The 18344-nt window shown below is 40.4% G+C and carries 19 protein-coding genes; 16 read left to right on the top strand and 3 right to left on the bottom strand.

Annotation, left to right across the window (positions count from 1 at the left end):
* Positions 1-89: 89 nt before the first annotated feature.
* From ABTV71_RS04375 to ABTV71_RS04365, 3 genes are all read right to left on the bottom strand, one after another.
* Positions 90-440 carry a hypothetical protein gene (locus ABTV71_RS04375; protein WP_433902352.1) on the bottom strand — a complete coding sequence of 117 codons (351 nt, stop codon included), beginning with the start codon at positions 438-440 and terminating at the stop codon, positions 90-92.
* A complete protein-coding gene (locus ABTV71_RS04370) occupies positions 433-816 on the bottom strand; it encodes an RNA polymerase sigma factor (protein ID WP_433903696.1) in 384 nt (127 codons plus the stop codon). Before ABTV71_RS04370 ends, ABTV71_RS04375 begins: the two co-directional genes overlap by 8 nt.
* 174 nt (positions 817-990) lie before the next feature.
* On the bottom strand, positions 991-1305 hold the full coding sequence (locus ABTV71_RS04365) for a hypothetical protein (RefSeq protein WP_433902351.1): 315 nt from the start codon (positions 1303-1305) through the stop codon (positions 991-993).
* 106 nt (positions 1306-1411) lie between these two features.
* Between ABTV71_RS04365 and ABTV71_RS04360 the strand changes: the two genes are divergently transcribed.
* From ABTV71_RS04360 to ABTV71_RS04285, 16 genes are all read left to right on the top strand, one after another.
* The gene (locus ABTV71_RS04360; RefSeq protein ID WP_433902350.1) at positions 1412-2782 is read left to right on the top strand and encodes a dipeptidase; all 1371 of its coding nucleotides are present in this window, start codon (positions 1412-1414) and stop codon (positions 2780-2782) included.
* A gap of 60 nt (positions 2783-2842) precedes the next feature.
* Entirely contained in the window at positions 2843-3745 is a 903-nt protein-coding gene (locus tag ABTV71_RS04355; protein WP_121126235.1) for a LysR family transcriptional regulator, read from the top strand.
* Positions 3746-3825: 80 nt separating this feature from the next.
* A complete protein-coding gene (locus tag ABTV71_RS04350) occupies positions 3826-4806 on the top strand; it encodes a c-type cytochrome (protein WP_433902349.1) in 981 nt (326 codons plus the stop codon).
* 1 nt (position 4807) lies between these two features.
* A complete protein-coding gene (locus ABTV71_RS04345) occupies positions 4808-5281 on the top strand; it encodes a DsrE family protein (protein WP_433902348.1) in 474 nt (157 codons plus the stop codon).
* Between the two features lies 1 nt (position 5282).
* The gene (locus tag ABTV71_RS04340) at positions 5283-6200 is read left to right on the top strand and encodes a substrate-binding domain-containing protein (protein ID WP_433902347.1); all 918 of its coding nucleotides are present in this window, start codon (positions 5283-5285) and stop codon (positions 6198-6200) included.
* Between the two features lie 64 nt (positions 6201-6264).
* A complete protein-coding gene (locus tag ABTV71_RS04335; RefSeq protein WP_121126232.1) occupies positions 6265-7056 on the top strand; it encodes a lysophospholipid acyltransferase family protein in 792 nt (263 codons plus the stop codon).
* Complete coding sequence (locus tag ABTV71_RS04330) at positions 7038-7796, top strand: ABC transporter ATP-binding protein (RefSeq protein WP_121126231.1); 759 nt, start codon at positions 7038-7040, stop codon at positions 7794-7796. Before ABTV71_RS04335 ends, ABTV71_RS04330 begins: the two co-directional genes overlap by 19 nt.
* Positions 7797-7918: 122 nt before the next feature.
* Positions 7919-8140: a DUF2795 domain-containing protein gene (locus ABTV71_RS04325; RefSeq protein ID WP_028072584.1), complete on the top strand. Its 222-nt coding sequence runs from the start codon at positions 7919-7921 to the stop codon at positions 8138-8140.
* A 125-nt stretch (positions 8141-8265) separates the two neighbouring features.
* Entirely contained in the window at positions 8266-8688 is a 423-nt protein-coding gene (locus tag ABTV71_RS04320) for a hypothetical protein (protein ID WP_121126230.1), read from the top strand.
* A gap of 374 nt (positions 8689-9062) precedes the next feature.
* Positions 9063-10052 carry an anthranilate phosphoribosyltransferase gene (trpD, locus tag ABTV71_RS04315; RefSeq protein WP_433902346.1) on the top strand — a complete coding sequence of 330 codons (990 nt, stop codon included), beginning with the start codon at positions 9063-9065 and terminating at the stop codon, positions 10050-10052.
* A gap of 28 nt (positions 10053-10080) precedes the next feature.
* Positions 10081-10680 carry a phosphoribosylanthranilate isomerase gene (locus ABTV71_RS04310; RefSeq protein WP_433902345.1) on the top strand — a complete coding sequence of 200 codons (600 nt, stop codon included), beginning with the start codon at positions 10081-10083 and terminating at the stop codon, positions 10678-10680.
* On the top strand, positions 10677-11861 hold the full coding sequence (trpB, locus tag ABTV71_RS04305; protein ID WP_121126227.1) for a tryptophan synthase subunit beta: 1185 nt from the start codon (positions 10677-10679) through the stop codon (positions 11859-11861). Before ABTV71_RS04310 ends, trpB begins: the two co-directional genes overlap by 4 nt.
* A 3-nt stretch (positions 11862-11864) precedes the next feature.
* Entirely contained in the window at positions 11865-12626 is a 762-nt protein-coding gene (trpA, locus tag ABTV71_RS04300; RefSeq protein WP_433902344.1) for a tryptophan synthase subunit alpha, read from the top strand.
* Between the two features lie 274 nt (positions 12627-12900).
* Positions 12901-13494, top strand: coding sequence for an RNA polymerase sigma factor (locus ABTV71_RS04295; RefSeq protein WP_433902343.1), 594 nt, complete (start codon positions 12901-12903; stop codon positions 13492-13494).
* Between the two features lie 82 nt (positions 13495-13576).
* Positions 13577-14761, top strand: a complete 1185-nt coding sequence (locus ABTV71_RS04290) for a FecR family protein (protein WP_433902342.1) — start codon at positions 13577-13579, stop codon at positions 14759-14761.
* A gap of 194 nt (positions 14762-14955) precedes the next feature.
* A complete protein-coding gene (locus tag ABTV71_RS04285) occupies positions 14956-18342 on the top strand; it encodes a SusC/RagA family TonB-linked outer membrane protein (protein ID WP_433902341.1) in 3387 nt (1128 codons plus the stop codon).
* Positions 18343-18344 lie beyond the last annotated feature (2 nt).

Below are 18344 nucleotides of genomic sequence, written 5' to 3'. Positions count from 1 at the left end.
TTGAAACGGTCTATGGCTAATTGAGACGAAATAAAAAGGTTATATAATCAGGATACAGCAATCGAATAAATTCCACAAAAGATTCGGAATTATTGATAGCTTTTATCGCGTTGTATCTTGATCAATTTCCACAATTGCAGGCAGAAAAAACAGATCAATACCACAAAAACAATCTGGGAGAATATCGCTATATAATTGCGGTATGTGGCCATCATCTCCATCATCTCAAGTTTATTCATCCAATAGCTATTGAGTAGAATACCACAGATTGATCCCAAAAGGAAAAATATAATGGCATATTTTTTATCTGAAAGAGCTTTAGATTTTGCGTTTTCTAAATCTGCGATCTTGCCCATAATACGTTGTTCGAAGTCATCAAAGGGCATGCTTACTTTGCTCATTTGTATGACCTGTTTCATTTTCTTGTGTTCGTTATCCATGATATTCGGATTTTTTAATCAATTGACTCAATACCTGTTGCATATTTTTTCGGGCCCGATGCAGAATGACTTTCGTATTAGCGAGTGTCCAACCCATTATTTCCTGGATTTCTTCCATTGATTGTTCCTCCAGGTAGAATAGACGTAAGGCGACAGATTCCTTGGGAGACAAAATAGCAAGGGCATCATTAATCATTTCTCTTCGCTCATTGTCGATAATTGCATCAAGTATAGACTCATCATAAGCCTGATCATGGTCTGTGAGATCAAAGTCGATCAGCGTCAATTTCTTATACCGTATGCTATTAAAAGCAATATGAACAACGATACGATAAAACCAGGTGCTAAATTTTGATTTACCTTTAAATGAGGACAGCGACTGATAACATTTTATAAAAGCATCTTGAACAACATCCTCAGCGAATGTTCCTGCTTAACAATGGAAAGCGCAACAGAAAAAGCCATATCTTGATACGTTTTTATAAAATACCGGTATGATTCCACATCACCGGACAGTACTTTCCGAATATAGATTTCATCCATTGGATGGTTAAATATCGTGTTTTTTATCCAGTTTATTCGCTACAATCATTGCAACACCGGCGGCTATAATTAAGATTGCGACTGCGAGTGAATCAGGCAAACCGGCACTCACATAGTTTTCCACTACCCCAACAATAAGTAGCCCAATACCTATCCCCAGCACCAAAATACCCGGCTTCTGCCAGTCGGCCGGCTGTCTTCTTCTTTCCTCTCCCGGGATATTGATTGCGGTACTGCGATAACGCATGACAAAATAAACACAAAGTGTGATACAGGTAAATAATCCCACAGCCACAACTGCTGCCATTGTCTGTTTTTCCATAATATTTGATTCAGTTTTAACATTAGTCACTATCACTTCTGAAAAGGTTACAACAAATTGAGTTAAATGTGTCTATTTGTGTAAATTTGTTTCAAATACAAACAATATGCAAAACATTAAAGAATATGTAGAAGCAAACAAGCAACGTTTTTTAGATGAGTTGTTTGATTTATTGCGTTTACCTTCGGTCAGTGCTGATCCCAAATTTAAGGGCGATGTACAGAAGACTGCTGAATTTGTTGCTCAAAAATTGCGTGAAGCAGGTGCCGACAACGTAGAAGTTTGTGCCACTGCTGGTAATCCAATCGTTTATGGCGAAAAAATTATTGATCCTTCATTGCCAACTGTACTGACTTACGGTCACTACGATGTACAGCCAGCAGATCCATATGAGTTGTGGGACACCCCTCCTTTTGAACCGACTATCCGCGATGGAAAAATATATGCCCGTGGTTCGGCAGATGACAAGGGACAGTTTTATATGCATGTGAAAGCTTTCGAATATATGATGCAAAACAATGCTTTGGCATGTAACATCAAATTTATGATCGAAGGTGAAGAAGAAGTTGGTTCGGTTAACCTAGGAACATTTGTAAAAGAAAACACCGAAAGACTGAAGGCAGATGTGATCGTGATTTCGGATACATCTATGATCAGCATGGAGCAACCTTCTTTGGAGACAGGTCTCCGTGGACTTTCTTATGTCGAAGTTGAAGTCACTGGACCAAACCGGGATTTACACTCTGGAGTATATGGTGGTGCGGTTGCAAATCCAGCAACGATTCTCGCAAAACTTATCGCCTCCCTGCACGATGAAAACAACCATATTGCGATCCCTGGATTTTACGACGATGTTGTTGAATTAACGGATGAAGAACGCAGAGCATTGAATGAAGCTCCATTTGATATCGAAGAATACAAATCAGATTTGGGTATTCAGAATATCTGGGGAGAGAAGGGATACACCACTTTAGAACGCACAGGAATCCGTCCTACTTTGGAGGTCAATGGTATCTGGGGCGGATATATCGGCGAAGGTGCCAAAACAGTATTGCCTTCCAAAGCAAATGCAAAAATCTCGATGCGTCTTGTCCCGAACCAAAATTCTGAACGCATTACTGAGTTATTCAAAAAACACTTCGAGGGTATTGCACCAGATTATGTTAAAGTAGAAGTGAAACCGCATCACGGTGGAGAACCGGTAGTCACACCAACAGACAGTGTTGCCTATAAAGCCGCTGAAAAAGCTTTACATGAAACATTTGGCGTAAAACCAATCCCTACCCGCGGTGGTGGATCTATTCCAATTGTCGCTTTATTTGAAGACGTTTTAGGATTAAAAACAGTGCTTCTTGGATTTGGACTAGACAGCGATAACCTGCATTCTCCAAACGAAAAATATGGAATCGAGAATTACCTCATGGGTATCTCTACTATTCCTTTATTTCATAAATATTACGCAGAACTAAGTAAATAATTTAGTTTTTCATTAGATAAAGGGTTATTTTTAAATTTTAGAAATAACCCTTTATCATTTATGGATTTTGATTTTCGCCTCATCGTTTTTTATACTGCAGCTCAGCATCTTAATTTCACCAAGACCGCTTCGGCACTTTTCATCTCGCAACCTGCAGTCAGCAAAAACATTCAGGAACTGGAAAAAAAACTTGGTGTCCCTCTTTTTGAAAGGAAGGGAAATAACCTCGACCTGACTGAGCCGGGGCAAATTCTCTATAAATACGCCCAACAGATTATCAACCTCTACAATCAGGCAGGGCAGGAAATACAAGAACTTCAAACGGGACGTAAGGGAAACCTTGTGTTAGGAGCCAGCACAACAATCTCCCAATATGTGCTTCCCACCTTACTGGCAGATTTTCTCTCCCAATATCCAAATAACCGCATCCAGTCTTTTCAATCCAACAGCCGTAGCATTGAAGAACAGCTTATTGACAAAACATTGGACCTGGGTATCACGGAGGGCTCAACAGACAACAGGGCATTAAAATATATCCCCTTTATGAAAGATGAGCTCGTTTTGATCACCAATAGCGAAAACCCGCTTTTAAAACAATTGAAAAATCCTATTCTTTCGGACATTACACGTCTACCTTTAGTCCTTCGTGAGCAGGGGTCGGGTACGCGTACCATTGTTGAAAATGCATTAAAAGAACAACGTATCAGTCTTTCAGAGATCCAGATAGAAATGATATTACCATCAACAGAAAGTATAAAAGGATACCTGGCCCGCCGCCATAGTTTTGCCTTTCTTTCTATTCATACGGTTCAACGGGAGGTACTGAACAATCAATTGACCATTGTCGATATTCCTCAACTGTCTATTGAACGTTATTTCTATTTCACGCATCTATACGGAGGTCTTGCCGGTACCCCCAACCAATTCTTGCAGTTCTGCCTGAAACAAAATTTCAAGATATAACATTTGGTTATATCTCATAAAAAAACTTCGTTTTAATCGCTGTTAATAGACCGGTAGATTTGTACAAACGAATTAGAGGCATGGAATACAAAAAACTAACAACTTACCTAAAGGCGCTCAGTTGGATCATTATTGCATTGTTCATCACCTGTACAACACTCTGTATATTTCCACTTAAACATGGAAACACCGGTCAATCGACCGATTCGCCCGCTGCAGAAAATGATTCTCTCATTACACATGTGTCGCAGTTCAGAGCCGTATCCTTCAAAGACAACCCAGAAGGTGAAATGGCTAGTTACGGCGAGAAGCTGATCAAAAACACTTATGACTATTTTTACGAGGGGGAAATAAAAATCGGAAATAAATTAGCATGCAGCAGTTGTCACCTCAACGGTGGGACAAAAGCTTTCGCAGCTCCGTATGTTGGACTCACAAATGTTTTTCCAACCTATATCGGACGAGAAAACAAAGTTGAATCCTTAGAGGAACGTATTAATGGTTGCTTCGAAAGAAGTATGAACGGCCGAGCTATTCCAGAAAATGGCAAAGAAATGCGTGCTATTGTCACCTATATAAAAAATATCAGTATCAATACGGTCAATAAGGGAAGATTAACTGGTCAGGGCTTTGTCAAAATGGGCATACCAAATCGTGCTGCGGATTTAAAACATGGTCAATTGGTCTTTGAAGGCAAATGTACAAGCTGCCATGGCAAAGACGGACAAGGGGTGCCACAGCCTACCGGCAAGGGCTATTTATATCCACCACTTTGGGGAAAAGATAGCTACAACGATGGAGCTGGCATGGCACGGTTGCTTACAGCAGCGCGTTTTATAAAAGCAAACATGCCTTTAGGGGCAAGTTATGATGCTCCGCAGCTCAGCGATGAGGAAGCCTATGATGTCGCCGCCTACATCAATTCTTTCGATCGTCCGAAAAAAGCGAACAAGGAATTTGATTACCCGAATCTGACTAAGAAGCCAAAAGATAGCCCTTATCCGCCATACGCAGACAATATTAGTTTAGAACAACATAAACATGGACCTTATAATTTTTAATATGATGAAAAAACAGATGACAATGGTGTGCATCCTCTTAGCGATGACAACAATACAGGCGAAAGCACAAAGCAATAAATTATTGCTAAACAACCATCAATATACAGGGGCTGTTTCCAAGAAAAAACTGTATAAGGCGATCTATCAATTGGATAGTAATGATCCAAAAACCATTGAGAAAGCCATTCGCAATATCAACAATGTACTGAAAGATCCGCGACTGAAAGGACATCTTCAAATTGAACTGGTGGCTTTTTCTGGTGGTACCGAAGCCTATTTAAAAAAGAATAGCCAGTATGAAAAACCCTTACAGGACCTTGTAGAAAAAGGTGTTATTGTCGCCCAGTGTCTAAACACATTGGAAGAAAAACATATTGCAAAAGAAGAACTGTTTGATTTCATCGGTTATGTCCCTAGCGGGAATGGCGAATTGATCTTAAGGGCAAATGAGGGATGGGTCATTGTTAAACCATAGTATGATGAAAAAATCAATCACCTTAAGTCTCGCCTTGGCATGCTTTACCGTTCCAAAAATCAGGGCACAGGAACATCGTTTTGATCCCCCTTGGAACAATCCGCCCGAATCAGCATTAAATTTTACTGTTCCCGGGATAGACAATATTCCGGATCTGTACGGGGATATTGAAAACCCGCAGCTCACTGTCTTTTTTGCCGGCAACCAGTTTATGGTTGTGGATGATTTACTGACATCTTTCAAAAAAGAATATCCACAATACGAACGTATTTTTGTCGAAACATTGCCACCGGGAATCCTAGCGAAACAGATAAAAGGGGGCTCCATTACGATTGGCAATCTGCGTATTACGCACCAACCCGATATCTACACCGCAAGCAAACGTGCAATTAACGAGATGGCAGATTATTTCAGTCATACCCAAACCTATTGTTACAACAACATTTGCCTGATGGTCCCTCAGGGCAACCCTGCAAATATCAAAACATTGAACGATCTGGGCAATTCCAATGTACGGATTAGCATGCCTAACCCACAATGGGAAGGCATAGGTGAACAGATTAAGGCTTCCTACAAAAAAGCAGGCGGTGAACAGCTGGTCAAGAAGATCATGGAAGATAAGGTAAAGGATGGCAGTACGTATTTAACAAAAATACATCATCGCGAAAGCCCCATGCGTATCCTTTACAGTCAAGCCGATGTAGCTCCGGTCTGGACTTCAGAGGTCGTCTACCAAAAGCTTATCGGTCATCCTGTTGAAGGCATAGCCATTCCTGGTGCGCAGAATACCACAGCAACCTATGTGGCCGCGAAATTGAAAAATGCACCACATGCACAGGCTGCAGATGATTTTTTAAAATTTATGGACTCCCCCACAGCAAAGCAGATCTACAAAAAGTACGGCTTTACAATAGACTAAAAGAAAATGGATAATTAATTATCCATTTTCTTTTTTTACTTTAGGTCAAAATTAGTTGAATTGTATGGTTCTATTGCTCAAAAAACTCCATCGTTACTGGTATTTTATTAGCGTTCTACTTGTTTTCATCGTATTATTCCCCTATATCTATTTCTTGGCCCGGCATCCAAAAAAGAACTATGCCCAGATTGCGCGTATGCGACGTTGGGTATCCATAGGAGGATCAGCATTGGCAGGTGTATTTTTTAAAGTCACCTATGAATCAGAGATGGACTGGAACAGACCAATGGTACTTTGTCCCAACCATACCTCAGTGCTTGATATCACAGCGCTAACCTATCTATGTCCTGTTCCGTTTTCATTTATCGGGAAGGCCTCTCTTCTTAAAAATCCCGTAACCCGTATATTTTTCAAAACTATAGACATTCCTGTCACACGGAGGAGTAAAGTATCTTCATTTAAGGCATTTCAACGTGCCAACGAGCTTGTCCAAAATGGTCGCAGTGTTGTCATTTTTCCGGAAGGAAAAATAGATGACGGATTTCCACCTCAGATACATGCGTTTAAGTCTGGGGCATTTCGTATTGCGGCACAAAACGATGTGCCGGTGGTTCCCATTATCATTGAAAACGCCTGGGATATCTTTTTTGATGATGGCGCCAAAAGAGGATCCCATCCGGGAATTGTCAGGGTCCATGTTTTTTCGCCTATTGAAACAAAAGACTTTGACGACAACAATGCCACAGACTTGGAGAAAATTGTTTATGACAAAATGCATTCCTATTGGATTATGAAGAATAAATCGTATTTTCATCAACCAGAGAACGTCCAAAAAATATGTCAGGAAAGATATTAATCGAAATCAAGGATATTGCACGTGAATACCAAATAGGCTCAGAGACAATCCATGCACTCAGCTCAGTAACGCTCAATATTCATAAAGGAGAATTTGTAGCGCTCATGGGGCCTTCAGGATCCGGAAAATCCACGTTGATGAATATTCTGGGTTGCCTCGATACGCCCAGTAGGGGTGAATATATCCTGAATGGGATTAATGTAAGTGACATGTCGGAAGACGAGTTAGCCGAAGTAAGAAATAAAGAGATCGGCTTTGTATTTCAAACATTTAATCTCCTTCCTAAAAGCACCGCATTGGAGAATGTGGCACTCCCTTTAATCTATGCAGGGTACAATAAAGCCAAGCGGGAAGAAAAAGCTACGGGCGCATTGGAAAGCGTCGGATTGGGACACCGCATGGATCACAGACCCAATGAGCTTTCAGGGGGACAGCGTCAGCGGGTGGCGGTTGCCCGGGCCCTGATCAATGATCCCTCGATCATATTAGCCGATGAACCAACGGGAAATCTTGATACAAAGACATCCATTGAAATCATGGGTTTGCTCGAGGAGATTCATTCCAAAGGAAATACCATTATCTTAGTCACTCACGAAGAAGATATTGCGCTACATGCCCATCGCATTGTACGCATGCGCGATGGTCTAATTGAAAACGATTACCCCAATACAGACATTAAATCCGTGTCACCACGGCTAAGTGCCTTAAATGAAAAAGGGAGCGACTTTGAGAATATTTAAAAATATTATTTCACTACAAATCAATCACTTATATTATTTACACAAAAATAACAGTTGATTTACTTGTTTAAGTTAAATTAAATGATAGTTTTGCGAAAATAGAGAACTTAAATTGTTTTTATATGTATTGGACATTAGAATTAGCTTCGCATCTAGAAGATGCACCGTGGCCAGCAACAAAAGATGAATTAATCGATTACGCTATTCGTTCGGGTGCACCAGTTGAGGTGATTGAAAACTTACAATCTCTTGAGGATGATGGTGAGCCATATGAAAATATTGAAGAAATTTGGCCCGATTATCCAACAAAAGATGATTTCTTCTTCAACGAAGATGAATATTAGCAAATAAAAAACGCCTTTAGTCAAAGGCGTTTTTTATTTCAGAAAATTAATCCATTGTCATGACATTCAGTCTTAAGCTTATGAAGATAAAACCAAATATATTGTTGTTAACGTTCATAAGCTGTATGCTATCTTTTTCTCTGTTCGCTCAGGAAAATCCTGCAGCGACAGAAAATATTGCTGTGTTAAGAAAATTCGTCCATCGTCTAAATGATCCCGATCTGGCGACTGACATCATTTTAAGTCAGGATATATTAACGGCGAAAAATCTAGATGAAGATCAACAGGAATATCTTTTGGCCAGCATAGACGAAATTCGAATCAATGTACAAAGCAAAGATATCCGTCAATTAGAATACATCAACTTTATAGCAGCTGGCCGGAAAGAAACCTACGATATTGATCTGGAAGGAATAGATCCGCAGCAAGTATATTTCGTGAGGTATCTCAAGCGTTTTGTTTTTGCCGCCGTTATCCGAGACAAAAAAATTGCCTCCTTTACCTTGGTCTCCAAAGGAAACAATAAAGCACATTTTGTGTTCTATTAATTTCCATAAGTGATCTTCGTTTTCAATCCTTTTAAAATACTCGCCATAGTTTGCACCTGATCATCCTATTCATGATATGGACAAGCACCATACACTTGACTTATTTCAGGATCTCACTCGCCTATACTTATGAGCCATCTTAAACCTAGACAGCTTTCTTAAAAATTTTTCAATAAAAACACTTGCATTTTAGAATTCTATCAACCATATTTGTAATAACAAAAATGGAAATGATAATAAGTATATTGAATAAGGCTTGGTGGTGGCACAACGAATAACGTTGTGGCAAACACCTATTGCATTATTTGATATATACATCAAGATATGATGGGCTTGCCTAAATAAGGTAAGCCCTTTTTTATTTAAAAAATATTATGAAAGAAATTTTAGCCCATTTATTTGAATACAAGACCTTTTCGCGGCAAGAAGCTTACGAGATTTTGACGAACATTGCCAAAGGTAAATATGATAGCCATCAGATCGCTGCTTTTATGACAGCTTATGGTATGCGCAGTATTCGGGTGGAAGAACTTGGCGGATTTCGAGATGCCATGTACGATCTGTGCCTCAAGCTGGATTTTGATGGCTATGACTTGATCGACTTATGTGGTACTGGCGGTGATGGTAAAAATACGTTTAATATTTCTACCATTGCTTCCTTCGTGACAGCTGGCGCAGGTTATCAGGTTGCAAAGCATGGCAATATAGGTGTATCATCGAGCTGCGGCTCCTCCAACGTAATGGAGTATCTAGGGTATCAATTCAGTAATGACAAAACCGAGTTGCAGCGACAGCTCGATGAAGCCAATATCTGTTTCCTGCACGCGCCATTGTTTCACCCAGCCATGAAAACGGTGGCCCCCATACGGCGCGCCTTAGGTGTAAAAACATTCTTTAACATGTTGGGGCCATTGACCAACCCGGCCAATCCGAAATTTCAATCGGTTGGTGTATTCAGCTTGGAGCTTGCACGCTTATACGGTTATTTATACCAAAATACGAACAAACAATATTCCATTATCCATGCACTGGACGGTTATGACGAGATATCGATGACCGGAGATTTCAAGGTTATCAACAATCAGGGTGAAAATTATTATAACATGGAGGAACTGGGCTTCAGCCCTGTTCTTCCACAGGAACTCGCAGGTGGGGACAGCATCGCCGAAGCAGCCCAGACCTTCTTGTCCATCTTGAACAACACAGGCACAGATGTGCAGAACAATGTTGTTTTGACAAATGCGGCGTTTGCCATAAAAACATTTCATCCTGAAAAATCTTTTGGCGACTGTTTCTATGAAGCCGAGGAATCACTTATGACAGGAAGGGCGCTCAAAAGTTTCAAAAAAATAATAAAGCAATAAGATGGCAATCAAGATAAAAGTTTGTGGCATGAAGCACCCTGACAATATCGTTGGAGTGACCGCCCTTGCTGTTGACTACATCGGTTTTATATTTTATGAAAAATCCAAACGTTTTGTTGGCGATGCTAATAAAGACTATATTAAAGGACTCCAAGGTGTTATAAAAGTTGGTGTTTTTGTCAATGCGAACCTCACGGAGGTCTATCGTAAAATAGAAGAGTTCGAATTAGATGCAGTTCAACTGCATGGTGATGAAAGTCCTCAATTCTGTGCAGAACTTAAGCAATGTGCACCAGTGACCGTGATCAAAGCTTTTGGTATAGACCCGCATTTTGACTGGTCAGTATTGGACGCTTACGTGGGAGCTGTAGACTTTTTTTTATTCGACACCAAAAGCAGTTCTTACGGCGGCACCGGGATGCGATTTGACTGGTCCTTATTGCAGCAATACGAACTCGAGTGCCCTTATTTTCTTAGTGGCGGATTAGATGCGGACAGTGTCCAAGATGCTTTACAAGCAAATGATCCCAGGTTGTATGCCTTGGATCTCAATTCAAAATTTGAAGTAGAACCAGGATTAAAAGATGTCGATCTTTTGGCCCGTAGCATAAATAGTATTAAAAAATGAGTATATATCAAGTCAATGAAAAAGGATATTATGGTCCATTTGGTGGTGCCTATATCCCCGAGATGCTCTACCCCAACGTGAAAGAGCTCCGTGAGGAATATCTCAAGATAATCGAAGAAAAAAGTTTTCAGGAGGAATTCAATCAGCTACTCCGTGATTACGTCGGACGCCCCTCCCCTTTGTACCATGCGAAGCGACTGTCTGAAAAGTATGGTACGACGATCTACCTTAAACGTGAAGATCTCAATCATACTGGAGCCCATAAAATCAACAATACCATCGGGCAGATTCTCTTGGCCGAGCGTCTTGGAAAAAAAAGGATCATTGCGGAAACAGGGGCCGGACAGCATGGTGTTGCTACGGCTACAGTCTGTGCATTAAAAGGAATACAATGTGCTGTCTATATGGGGGAAATTGATATCCAAAGACAGGCTCCCAATGTGGCGCGAATGAAAATGATGGGCGCAGAAGTCATTGCTGCTACCTCAGGTTCTAAAACACTTAAAGATGCGACAAATGAAGCGCTGCGTGACTGGATCAATAATCCTGTGGATACACATTACATTATTGGCTCTGTCGTGGGCCCACATCCCTACCCAGATATGGTTGCCCGATTCCAATCCATTATCTCCGAAGAGACGAAAAAGCAGTTGTTAGCAAAAACCGGAAAGGAGAACCCAGACATCGTATTAGCCTGTGTCGGTGGCGGCTCCAATGCTGCGGGGATGTTCTATCATTTTCTGGATGATGAAGCTGTACAGCTATATGCTGTGGAAGCTGCTGGACATGGTGTAGACTCGGGAGAATCAGCTGCTACGACAGCTTTGGGGAAAGAAGGTGTATTGCACGGAAGCCGATCCATATTGATGCAAACGGAAGACGGTCAGGTTATTGAACCCTACTCTATTTCAGCCGGACTTGACTATCCTGGGATCGGACCGCAACATGCTTGGCTATTTAAATCCGGAAGAGGAAGATATGTTAGTATTACAGATGATGAAGCAATGCATGCGGGCCTAGAGCTCACTCGACTCGAAGGTATTATCCCCGCAATAGAAAGTTCACATGCACTTGCCTATTTAGCGAAAATTCCTTTTAAGGGTGATGAAACCGTTGTGGTTTGTTTATCAGGGCGCGGCGATAAGGATCTTGATAACTATATGAAATACTTTGATTTTTAAAGCATGAATACGATTGAAAAAAAAGAAGGAAATCCCCTTCTATCGATATATTTTACAGCAGGATACCCAGCACTGGACAGTACAATCCAGATTGCTAAGAAACTGGAAGAAGCAGGTGCAGACTTTTTGGAAATAGGTTTCCCCTATTCTGATCCTGTTGCAGACGGACCTGTTATCCAACACAGTTCAGAAGTTGCTCTGGCCAATGGAATGACTGTCAAAAAATTATTTGAACAGTTACGTGAACTACGCCAACATGTACAGATCCCGGTCTTCCTCATGGGTTACGTCAATCCGGTGATCCAATTCGGCGTGGAGAAATTCTGTGAAGAGTGCAAAAATGTCGGTGTAGACGGGGTTATTATTCCTGACCTGCCCATGTATGAATATGAGGATCTCTACAGAGAAACGTTTGAAAAAAACGGTATCGCGAATATCTTTATCGTAACACCACAGACCTCAACCGAACGAATCCGGAAAATAGACAGTCTCTCCAATAGTTTTATCTACTTATTGTCCTCCAATGCCACAACGGGAAAAACACTGGATGTGGGCGAAGACACCAATGCCTACTTTAAACGGATTCATGATCTGGAGCTAAGAAATCCATTGATCGTTGGTTTCGGAATTTCAAACAAAGAAGCTTTTCAGAAAGCAAGTCAATATACTGCTGGCGCAATTATCGGCAGTGCATTTGTTAAGAGGCTCGGAGAGCAAGATTATATGGATCAAATCCCTGATTTTATAAAATCAATAAAAGGGTAGGGACAACAGCAAGTACTAAAGCGAATTCACCGGAAAGCGATGGACTCGCTTTAGTACCCTGTTAACTATCTCAAAAAGAACTCCTATCGACCAGCTATAGAATTGCCCATAGTTCTATTCCCTTTAAAAGATATTTATTAACTTCATTTATAATTTACTATTATTGTAGTGTAGATACGCTTTTAAGGATTGTGTATTTCGTCAAAGACCAATATACACAATCTGATTACATTGAGTTAACGACCAATTCATCTATAACCAATAGTTTCGCGAAATGAAGAGTAAGGCTGAAGATCTGAATTATACCGCATGGATCATTCGCTTAAATGCAGGTGAAATGATAGCTTTTGAATGGTTGTACAATACGTACAAGCATCAGCTAGCTGGCAATCTGCTTAAACTCGTAAAAGCGTCTGATGTCGCAGAAGACATTCTCCACGATGTTTTTGTCAAAGTTTGGGAAAATAGATCCAAGATTGATCCCGAACGTTGTTTTGAAGGCTACCTCTATCGGATAGCAGCTAATATGGTCGCTGACTTTTATCGCAAGATCAGTAAGGATCGAAATTATCAGGACTATCTTATCAATATACAGGAAACCGTTTACCAGCATATCGATGAGCTTTTGGAAAATAAATACCGAAGAGAATTGATAGATAAAGCACTGACAGAACTTCCTCCTAAATGCAGAACGGTGTTCCAACTGTGCAAAATTGAAGGCCGTAGTTATGACGAAGTGTCCGATCTTTTGCAAATATCTCCAAATACGATCAGTAACCATTTAAATCGTGCCAATAAGAAAATATTATTATTTCTACAGAACCCTGTAAACCTTCCTTATTTCCTTCTTCTGTTGTGGACTAAATAACGCTTCATAAAAAATTAAAAAATTTTTCGATTTCATGTAGTGACTTTTTTACCGTAGTACGTAATAGATGTAAACGAGTCCCTTGGAAAAGAAAAATTTAAATAAACTGTTTCAGGATTTTATTGCCAACCGTTGCTCAATTGAGGACATTGATCAATTGATGGAACATTTTGGTTCCCCAACATCCATGGATCAGCTCCGCAAGCTGATTGAACAACAGATTGCGGTGGGCCAATCCGAAACTTCCCCCGAGGCTGTTACATCAATCGTTTGTACTGTCGACAAAAGAATAGCACTGACAATGTCAAAGTTTCAAGAAAGTGAAAAAAAACGGAGCCGGTTACAGACTTTATATCGTTTTTCCGCAGCAGCGGCAGCCGTAATGATCCTCTGTCTTTTACCATACCTTTGGCAAAATAAACCGAGGATACCTAAGGACACCATAAGACAGGCCGCAAAGAAACAAACCGAAGAAATTCTCCCGGGAAAAAACCAAGCTCGTCTTACACTTTATACTGGTAAAAAATTAAGTTTTGATAAACAACAGTCTATCAACGCAAAAGACAATAATCTCAACTATGAAAAGGGGCGGTTAGTCTATAGTGGCAGTTCAGCTGAAGAAACCATCCAATGGAATATCCTCGAAGTTCCAAAAGCCGGAACTTTCGAAATACAGTTGCCTGATGGATCTACTGTTTGGGTAAATGCCAATTCCAAGCTCTATTTCCCCAATCGTTTTCCCACAGATGAACGTTTTGTCAAAGTTGAAGGTGAAGCCTTCTTTAAGGTTCAAAAAGATAAGAAACGTCCATTCAAAGTTCAAACTGGTGATCTAAATATTTCAGTATTGGGCACCTCTTTCAATTTACGTGCTTATCATCCCAAACATTTTGCGACGACATTAGTAGAAGGGTCCGTTCAATTGACTTATCACGATCAGCGAATCACCATGGTCCCAGGAGAAAAAGCATTTATAGATACTAAAGATAAGCTACAACTCCAAACAGTTGACGTTGAAAGCGCTACTGCCTGGAAAGAAGGATATTTTTATTTTAAAGACGAACCATTAGGTAAGATATTACAAGATGTCAGTAATTGGTATGATCTGAAAGTCAGCATTAACGGAAATTTACCAAGCGGTCGATATAGTGGTAGTATGGACCGTAACAGTAAATTAAATGGTGTACTGAAAATGCTCGCTAATGTTGGTAATCTGGATTTTACCCTTAACGGGAATCATCTTACTGTTAAACAAAAAAACAAATAAAAACGCTGCCTATGATAAGAAGTTGATACAAAAAAATACGGAGATGGTGGTAACATCTCCGCAATCTGTTCAAAAAGCTGTTCAAAAAAAATATTAAACAACCTCAATTCAAAATTATGGAATATTTCTGTGATCGTAAAGGAACAATACGACTATGTCGTTTTTTTACGGGCCATTATTTAATCATTAGAAGAATGAAATTGATAATCATCTTCATGTTTCTGTTCTCCATTGGGCTAAATGCTAAAACAAATGGGCAACAAATCAACCTATCAGTCAAGCACATGCGTTTAGAAAGCGTGTTAAAGAAAATATCACAGCAGACTGATTATAAATTTTTCTATTCAAGTGAACTGATCAATAAAGTAGAGGTAGTCAACCTAACCGTAGAACAGGCATCTCTAGATGAAACGCTAGATAAAATCCTTATCCCAAGAGGACTTAATTATCAAAAGATGTCACGGACAATCACCATTACCGCAGCCAATAAACTCCAACAAATGGAAGTCTCCGGTACCGTAAGGGATGACAAGGGGCCTCTCGTGGGTGTTAATATCTATACAAAAGCCGACAACAAAATCGGAACACGGACCGATTCTGAAGGAAAATTCTCATTAAAAGTCCCTAATAATTCAACACTTATTTTTAGTTTTCTGGGCTACGAAAAACAAGAGATTATCGCTAAAGATAAAGTACTTCACGTCCACCTTAACCCGGTCAGTAACGCTATGGCCGAAGTAGTTGTCACAGCCTTGGGTATTAATAAAGAGAAACGTAAAGTGGCTTATGCTTCACAGGATGTCAAAGGAGAGAGTCTGACCGCCGCCCGCGAGCCCAATGTTGCATCCAGTCTAGTTGGAAAAATTGCGGGACTACAGGTCAGAACCAAATCTACCTTATTTGAAAATCCTGAAATTACATTGAGAGGTGGTAATGCAACAATTGTTATCGATGGGGTTCCTGCTCCTGATGGTTTTGATATGTGGAGTCTGAATGCAGATGACATCGAAAATATCACAGTATTGAAAGGAACAGCTTCATCAGCCTTATATGGATCAGTGGCTCAAAACGGTGCAATTATGATCACCACCAAAAAGGGCAAAGGTGGGACCGCAGGAATTGAACTCACCTATAATTCCAGTACGGAATTTCAGGCCGGATTTTTACGTATCCCAAAAACACAACAGGACTATGGAATGGGATTCAATGGAAAATATGCTTTCGTAGATGGAAAAGGTGGCGGTATCAACGATGCTTATGGTTATGTCTGGGGGCCAAAACTGAATCAGCCTGATCCGACCACGGGAAGTGGTTTTATCGAAATACCCCAATACAATAGTCCCTTGGATCCAGAAACAAATAAGTTAAAACCACTACCATGGATTAGCCGAGGAAAAGATAATCTTGGCAACTTTCTTAACAATGGTTTGATTACAACACACAATGTAAGTGTTGCTGGATCAACAGACAAATCGGACTACCGCATCTCACTTTCTCATCTGTATCAAAAAGGACAAGTGCCCAATACAAAATTAAATTCAACGACCTTGAGCCTTGCAGGTAAGCTGAAACTAAATAGTAAACTTGACGCCGAAGCGACACTTTCATATAATAGGCAATACTCGCCCAATTATCCAAACAGTGGTTATTCACCTGACAACTATCTTTATAATATTGTTTTATGGATGGGGCCTGATGTTGATATCCGCGACATGCGGAGTTATTGGAAGCCGGGCCGGGAGGGACTGGAACAACTGACCTACAATTACAGTTGGTACAATAACCCCTGGTTTTTGGCCTATGAGAAGGAAAGAGCCTACACCAACGACGTAATTGTTTCGCAAGGAAATATCAAATATAAGTTTAACAATAACCTAAAATTACTCGTTCGCGGTGGCATTACCACAAACTTTGCAAACAGTGAAAGTCGTATTCCCTATAGTTATATTAACTATGGTACGGATGCCGCTCCTTATGGCAATTACAGTATCAATCGTGATAATCGGATGCGTTTTGTTAGCGATGCATTATTGACCTATGACAAAAAGATAGCTCAAGATTTTACTGTTACAGCTAGTGTCGGTGCAAGCACTCGATTAGACCAATACAACAAATTAGAATCCAAAACCACTGGCGGGCTGTCTGTTCCAGAATGGTATAATTTGGATAATTCCAGAGATCCTGTCCGTTCGACGAATGAACGGATTGAAAAACAAGTATATGGTGTATACGGTTATGTCGACCTGGATTACCGCAACATGGCGACATTAAGTTTGACTGGGCGGAATGATTGGACCTCAGCCTTACAGTCACCCTATAATTCTTATTTCTATCCTTCCGCCTCCCTCAGTCTGATTGTTTCCGAAATGTTCCATTTACCAGAAGCAATATCCTATTTTAAACTTCGTGCTGCAGTTACCGATGCAACAACAGATATCAGTGCCTACAGCGCGCTCCTTACTTATGATGTTAAAAATCGTTGGAACGGCAACCCCTCCTTATATCTCCCTAATACCTTACGTCCTCCGGGATTAAAACCTAATAAAACAATCTCTCAGGAATATGGTGCAGAATTACGTCTGTTTCGTAATCGTATCGGATTAGATTTCACCTACTTCAACTACGACAGAACGAACAATGTAGTTGAAGTTCCGCTCTCTGAAGCTTCCGGTTTTGCCAAACTTCAACTGAACGGGGATCGTTATCGTCGGAGAGGTATCGAACTTGTTGTTTCTGGGACACCAGTACAGACCGAGAACTTCAAATGGACGACCACATTGAATTATTCCCGCCTACGAAACACGGTACTTGAATATTATGGTGGCGAAGAAATTCGTGGCGGGGTGAAAGTAGGTGAACGAATGGATATCTATCGCGGCTGGGCATGGCAAAAGTCTCCTGACGGACAGATTGTCCACGAGAATGGTATTCCACAGTATATTAATCAAGAGACCAACCTCGGGTATGTCCTCCCAAATTGGGAATTTGGTTTCCAAAACAGCTTTCAATATAAAAATTTCGGACTTTCTTTTGCTTTTGATGGCCGTGTTGGCGGAAAAATATACAATGGTTTAGAAGCAAAAATGTATGAAGGTGGAATGCATCCCAATACAGCAAACAGTTATCGGGACGATGCATATAACGGAGAAAAGACATACCTTGCTGGTGGAGTCACTCAAACAGGCGGCGAAGTTAGCTATGACGCCCAAGGTAACATCACTGCTGATACACGTACTTTTGCACCGAACACAACTAGAGTTAATTACATAGATTGGGTGTTTGCAAAATATACCAATGGTATCGACGAATCTGTAAACTATAGTGGAACCTTCGTGAAACTGCGTGAAGTAACATTGACATATCAAATTCCATCCCATTTATTGAAAAAAGGTCCTTTTAAAGCTGCTAGTATTTCTCTTGTCGGGCGCAATCTAGCCCTTTGGGCGAAAGTTCCTTTTATGGATCCTGATGGTTATAACGGTTTGACAAAAAACAACGGTGTTTCCCCACAGACAAATAGTATTATTTTCCCTGAACCCACCATTCGTAATATAGGATTCAATGTTAATCTCAAATTCTAAAA

Source organism: Sphingobacterium puteale, assembly GCF_050986225.1.
GTDB classification, from domain to species: domain Bacteria; phylum Bacteroidota; class Bacteroidia; order Sphingobacteriales; family Sphingobacteriaceae; genus Sphingobacterium; species Sphingobacterium puteale.
The sequence above is the reverse complement of the archived record's forward strand: the minus strand, read 5'-3'. Positions and strand labels throughout refer to the sequence as shown.

What these genes read in the sequence shown, in the direction of transcription:
- ABTV71_RS04375 (WP_433902352.1), bottom strand. Translation starts at nt 440, where the DNA reads ATGGATAACGAACACAAGAAAATGAAACAGGTCATACAAATGAGCAAA.
- ABTV71_RS04365 (WP_433902351.1), bottom strand. Translation starts at nt 1,305, where the DNA reads ATGGAAAAACAGACAATGGCAGCAGTTGTGGCTGTGGGATTATTTACC.
- ABTV71_RS04360 (WP_433902350.1), top strand. Translation starts at nt 1,412, where the DNA reads ATGCAAAACATTAAAGAATATGTAGAAGCAAACAAGCAACGTTTTTTA.
- ABTV71_RS04355 (WP_121126235.1), top strand. Translation starts at nt 2,843, where the DNA reads ATGGATTTTGATTTTCGCCTCATCGTTTTTTATACTGCAGCTCAGCAT.
- ABTV71_RS04350 (WP_433902349.1), top strand. Translation starts at nt 3,826, where the DNA reads ATGGAATACAAAAAACTAACAACTTACCTAAAGGCGCTCAGTTGGATC.
- ABTV71_RS04345 (WP_433902348.1), top strand. Translation starts at nt 4,808, where the DNA reads ATGATGAAAAAACAGATGACAATGGTGTGCATCCTCTTAGCGATGACA.
- ABTV71_RS04340 (WP_433902347.1), top strand. Translation starts at nt 5,283, where the DNA reads ATGATGAAAAAATCAATCACCTTAAGTCTCGCCTTGGCATGCTTTACC.
- ABTV71_RS04335 (WP_121126232.1), top strand. Translation starts at nt 6,265, where the DNA reads ATGGTTCTATTGCTCAAAAAACTCCATCGTTACTGGTATTTTATTAGC.
- ABTV71_RS04330 (WP_121126231.1), top strand. Translation starts at nt 7,038, where the DNA reads ATGTCAGGAAAGATATTAATCGAAATCAAGGATATTGCACGTGAATAC.
- ABTV71_RS04325 (WP_028072584.1), top strand. Translation starts at nt 7,919, where the DNA reads ATGTATTGGACATTAGAATTAGCTTCGCATCTAGAAGATGCACCGTGG.
- ABTV71_RS04320 (WP_121126230.1), top strand. Translation starts at nt 8,266, where the DNA reads ATGCTATCTTTTTCTCTGTTCGCTCAGGAAAATCCTGCAGCGACAGAA.
- trpD (WP_433902346.1), top strand. Translation starts at nt 9,063, where the DNA reads ATGAAAGAAATTTTAGCCCATTTATTTGAATACAAGACCTTTTCGCGG.
- ABTV71_RS04310 (WP_433902345.1), top strand. Translation starts at nt 10,081, where the DNA reads ATGAAGCACCCTGACAATATCGTTGGAGTGACCGCCCTTGCTGTTGAC.
- trpB (WP_121126227.1), top strand. Translation starts at nt 10,677, where the DNA reads ATGAGTATATATCAAGTCAATGAAAAAGGATATTATGGTCCATTTGGT.
- trpA (WP_433902344.1), top strand. Translation starts at nt 11,865, where the DNA reads ATGAATACGATTGAAAAAAAAGAAGGAAATCCCCTTCTATCGATATAT.
- ABTV71_RS04295 (WP_433902343.1), top strand. Translation starts at nt 12,901, where the DNA reads ATGAAGAGTAAGGCTGAAGATCTGAATTATACCGCATGGATCATTCGC.
- ABTV71_RS04285 (WP_433902341.1), top strand. Translation starts at nt 14,956, where the DNA reads ATGAAATTGATAATCATCTTCATGTTTCTGTTCTCCATTGGGCTAAAT.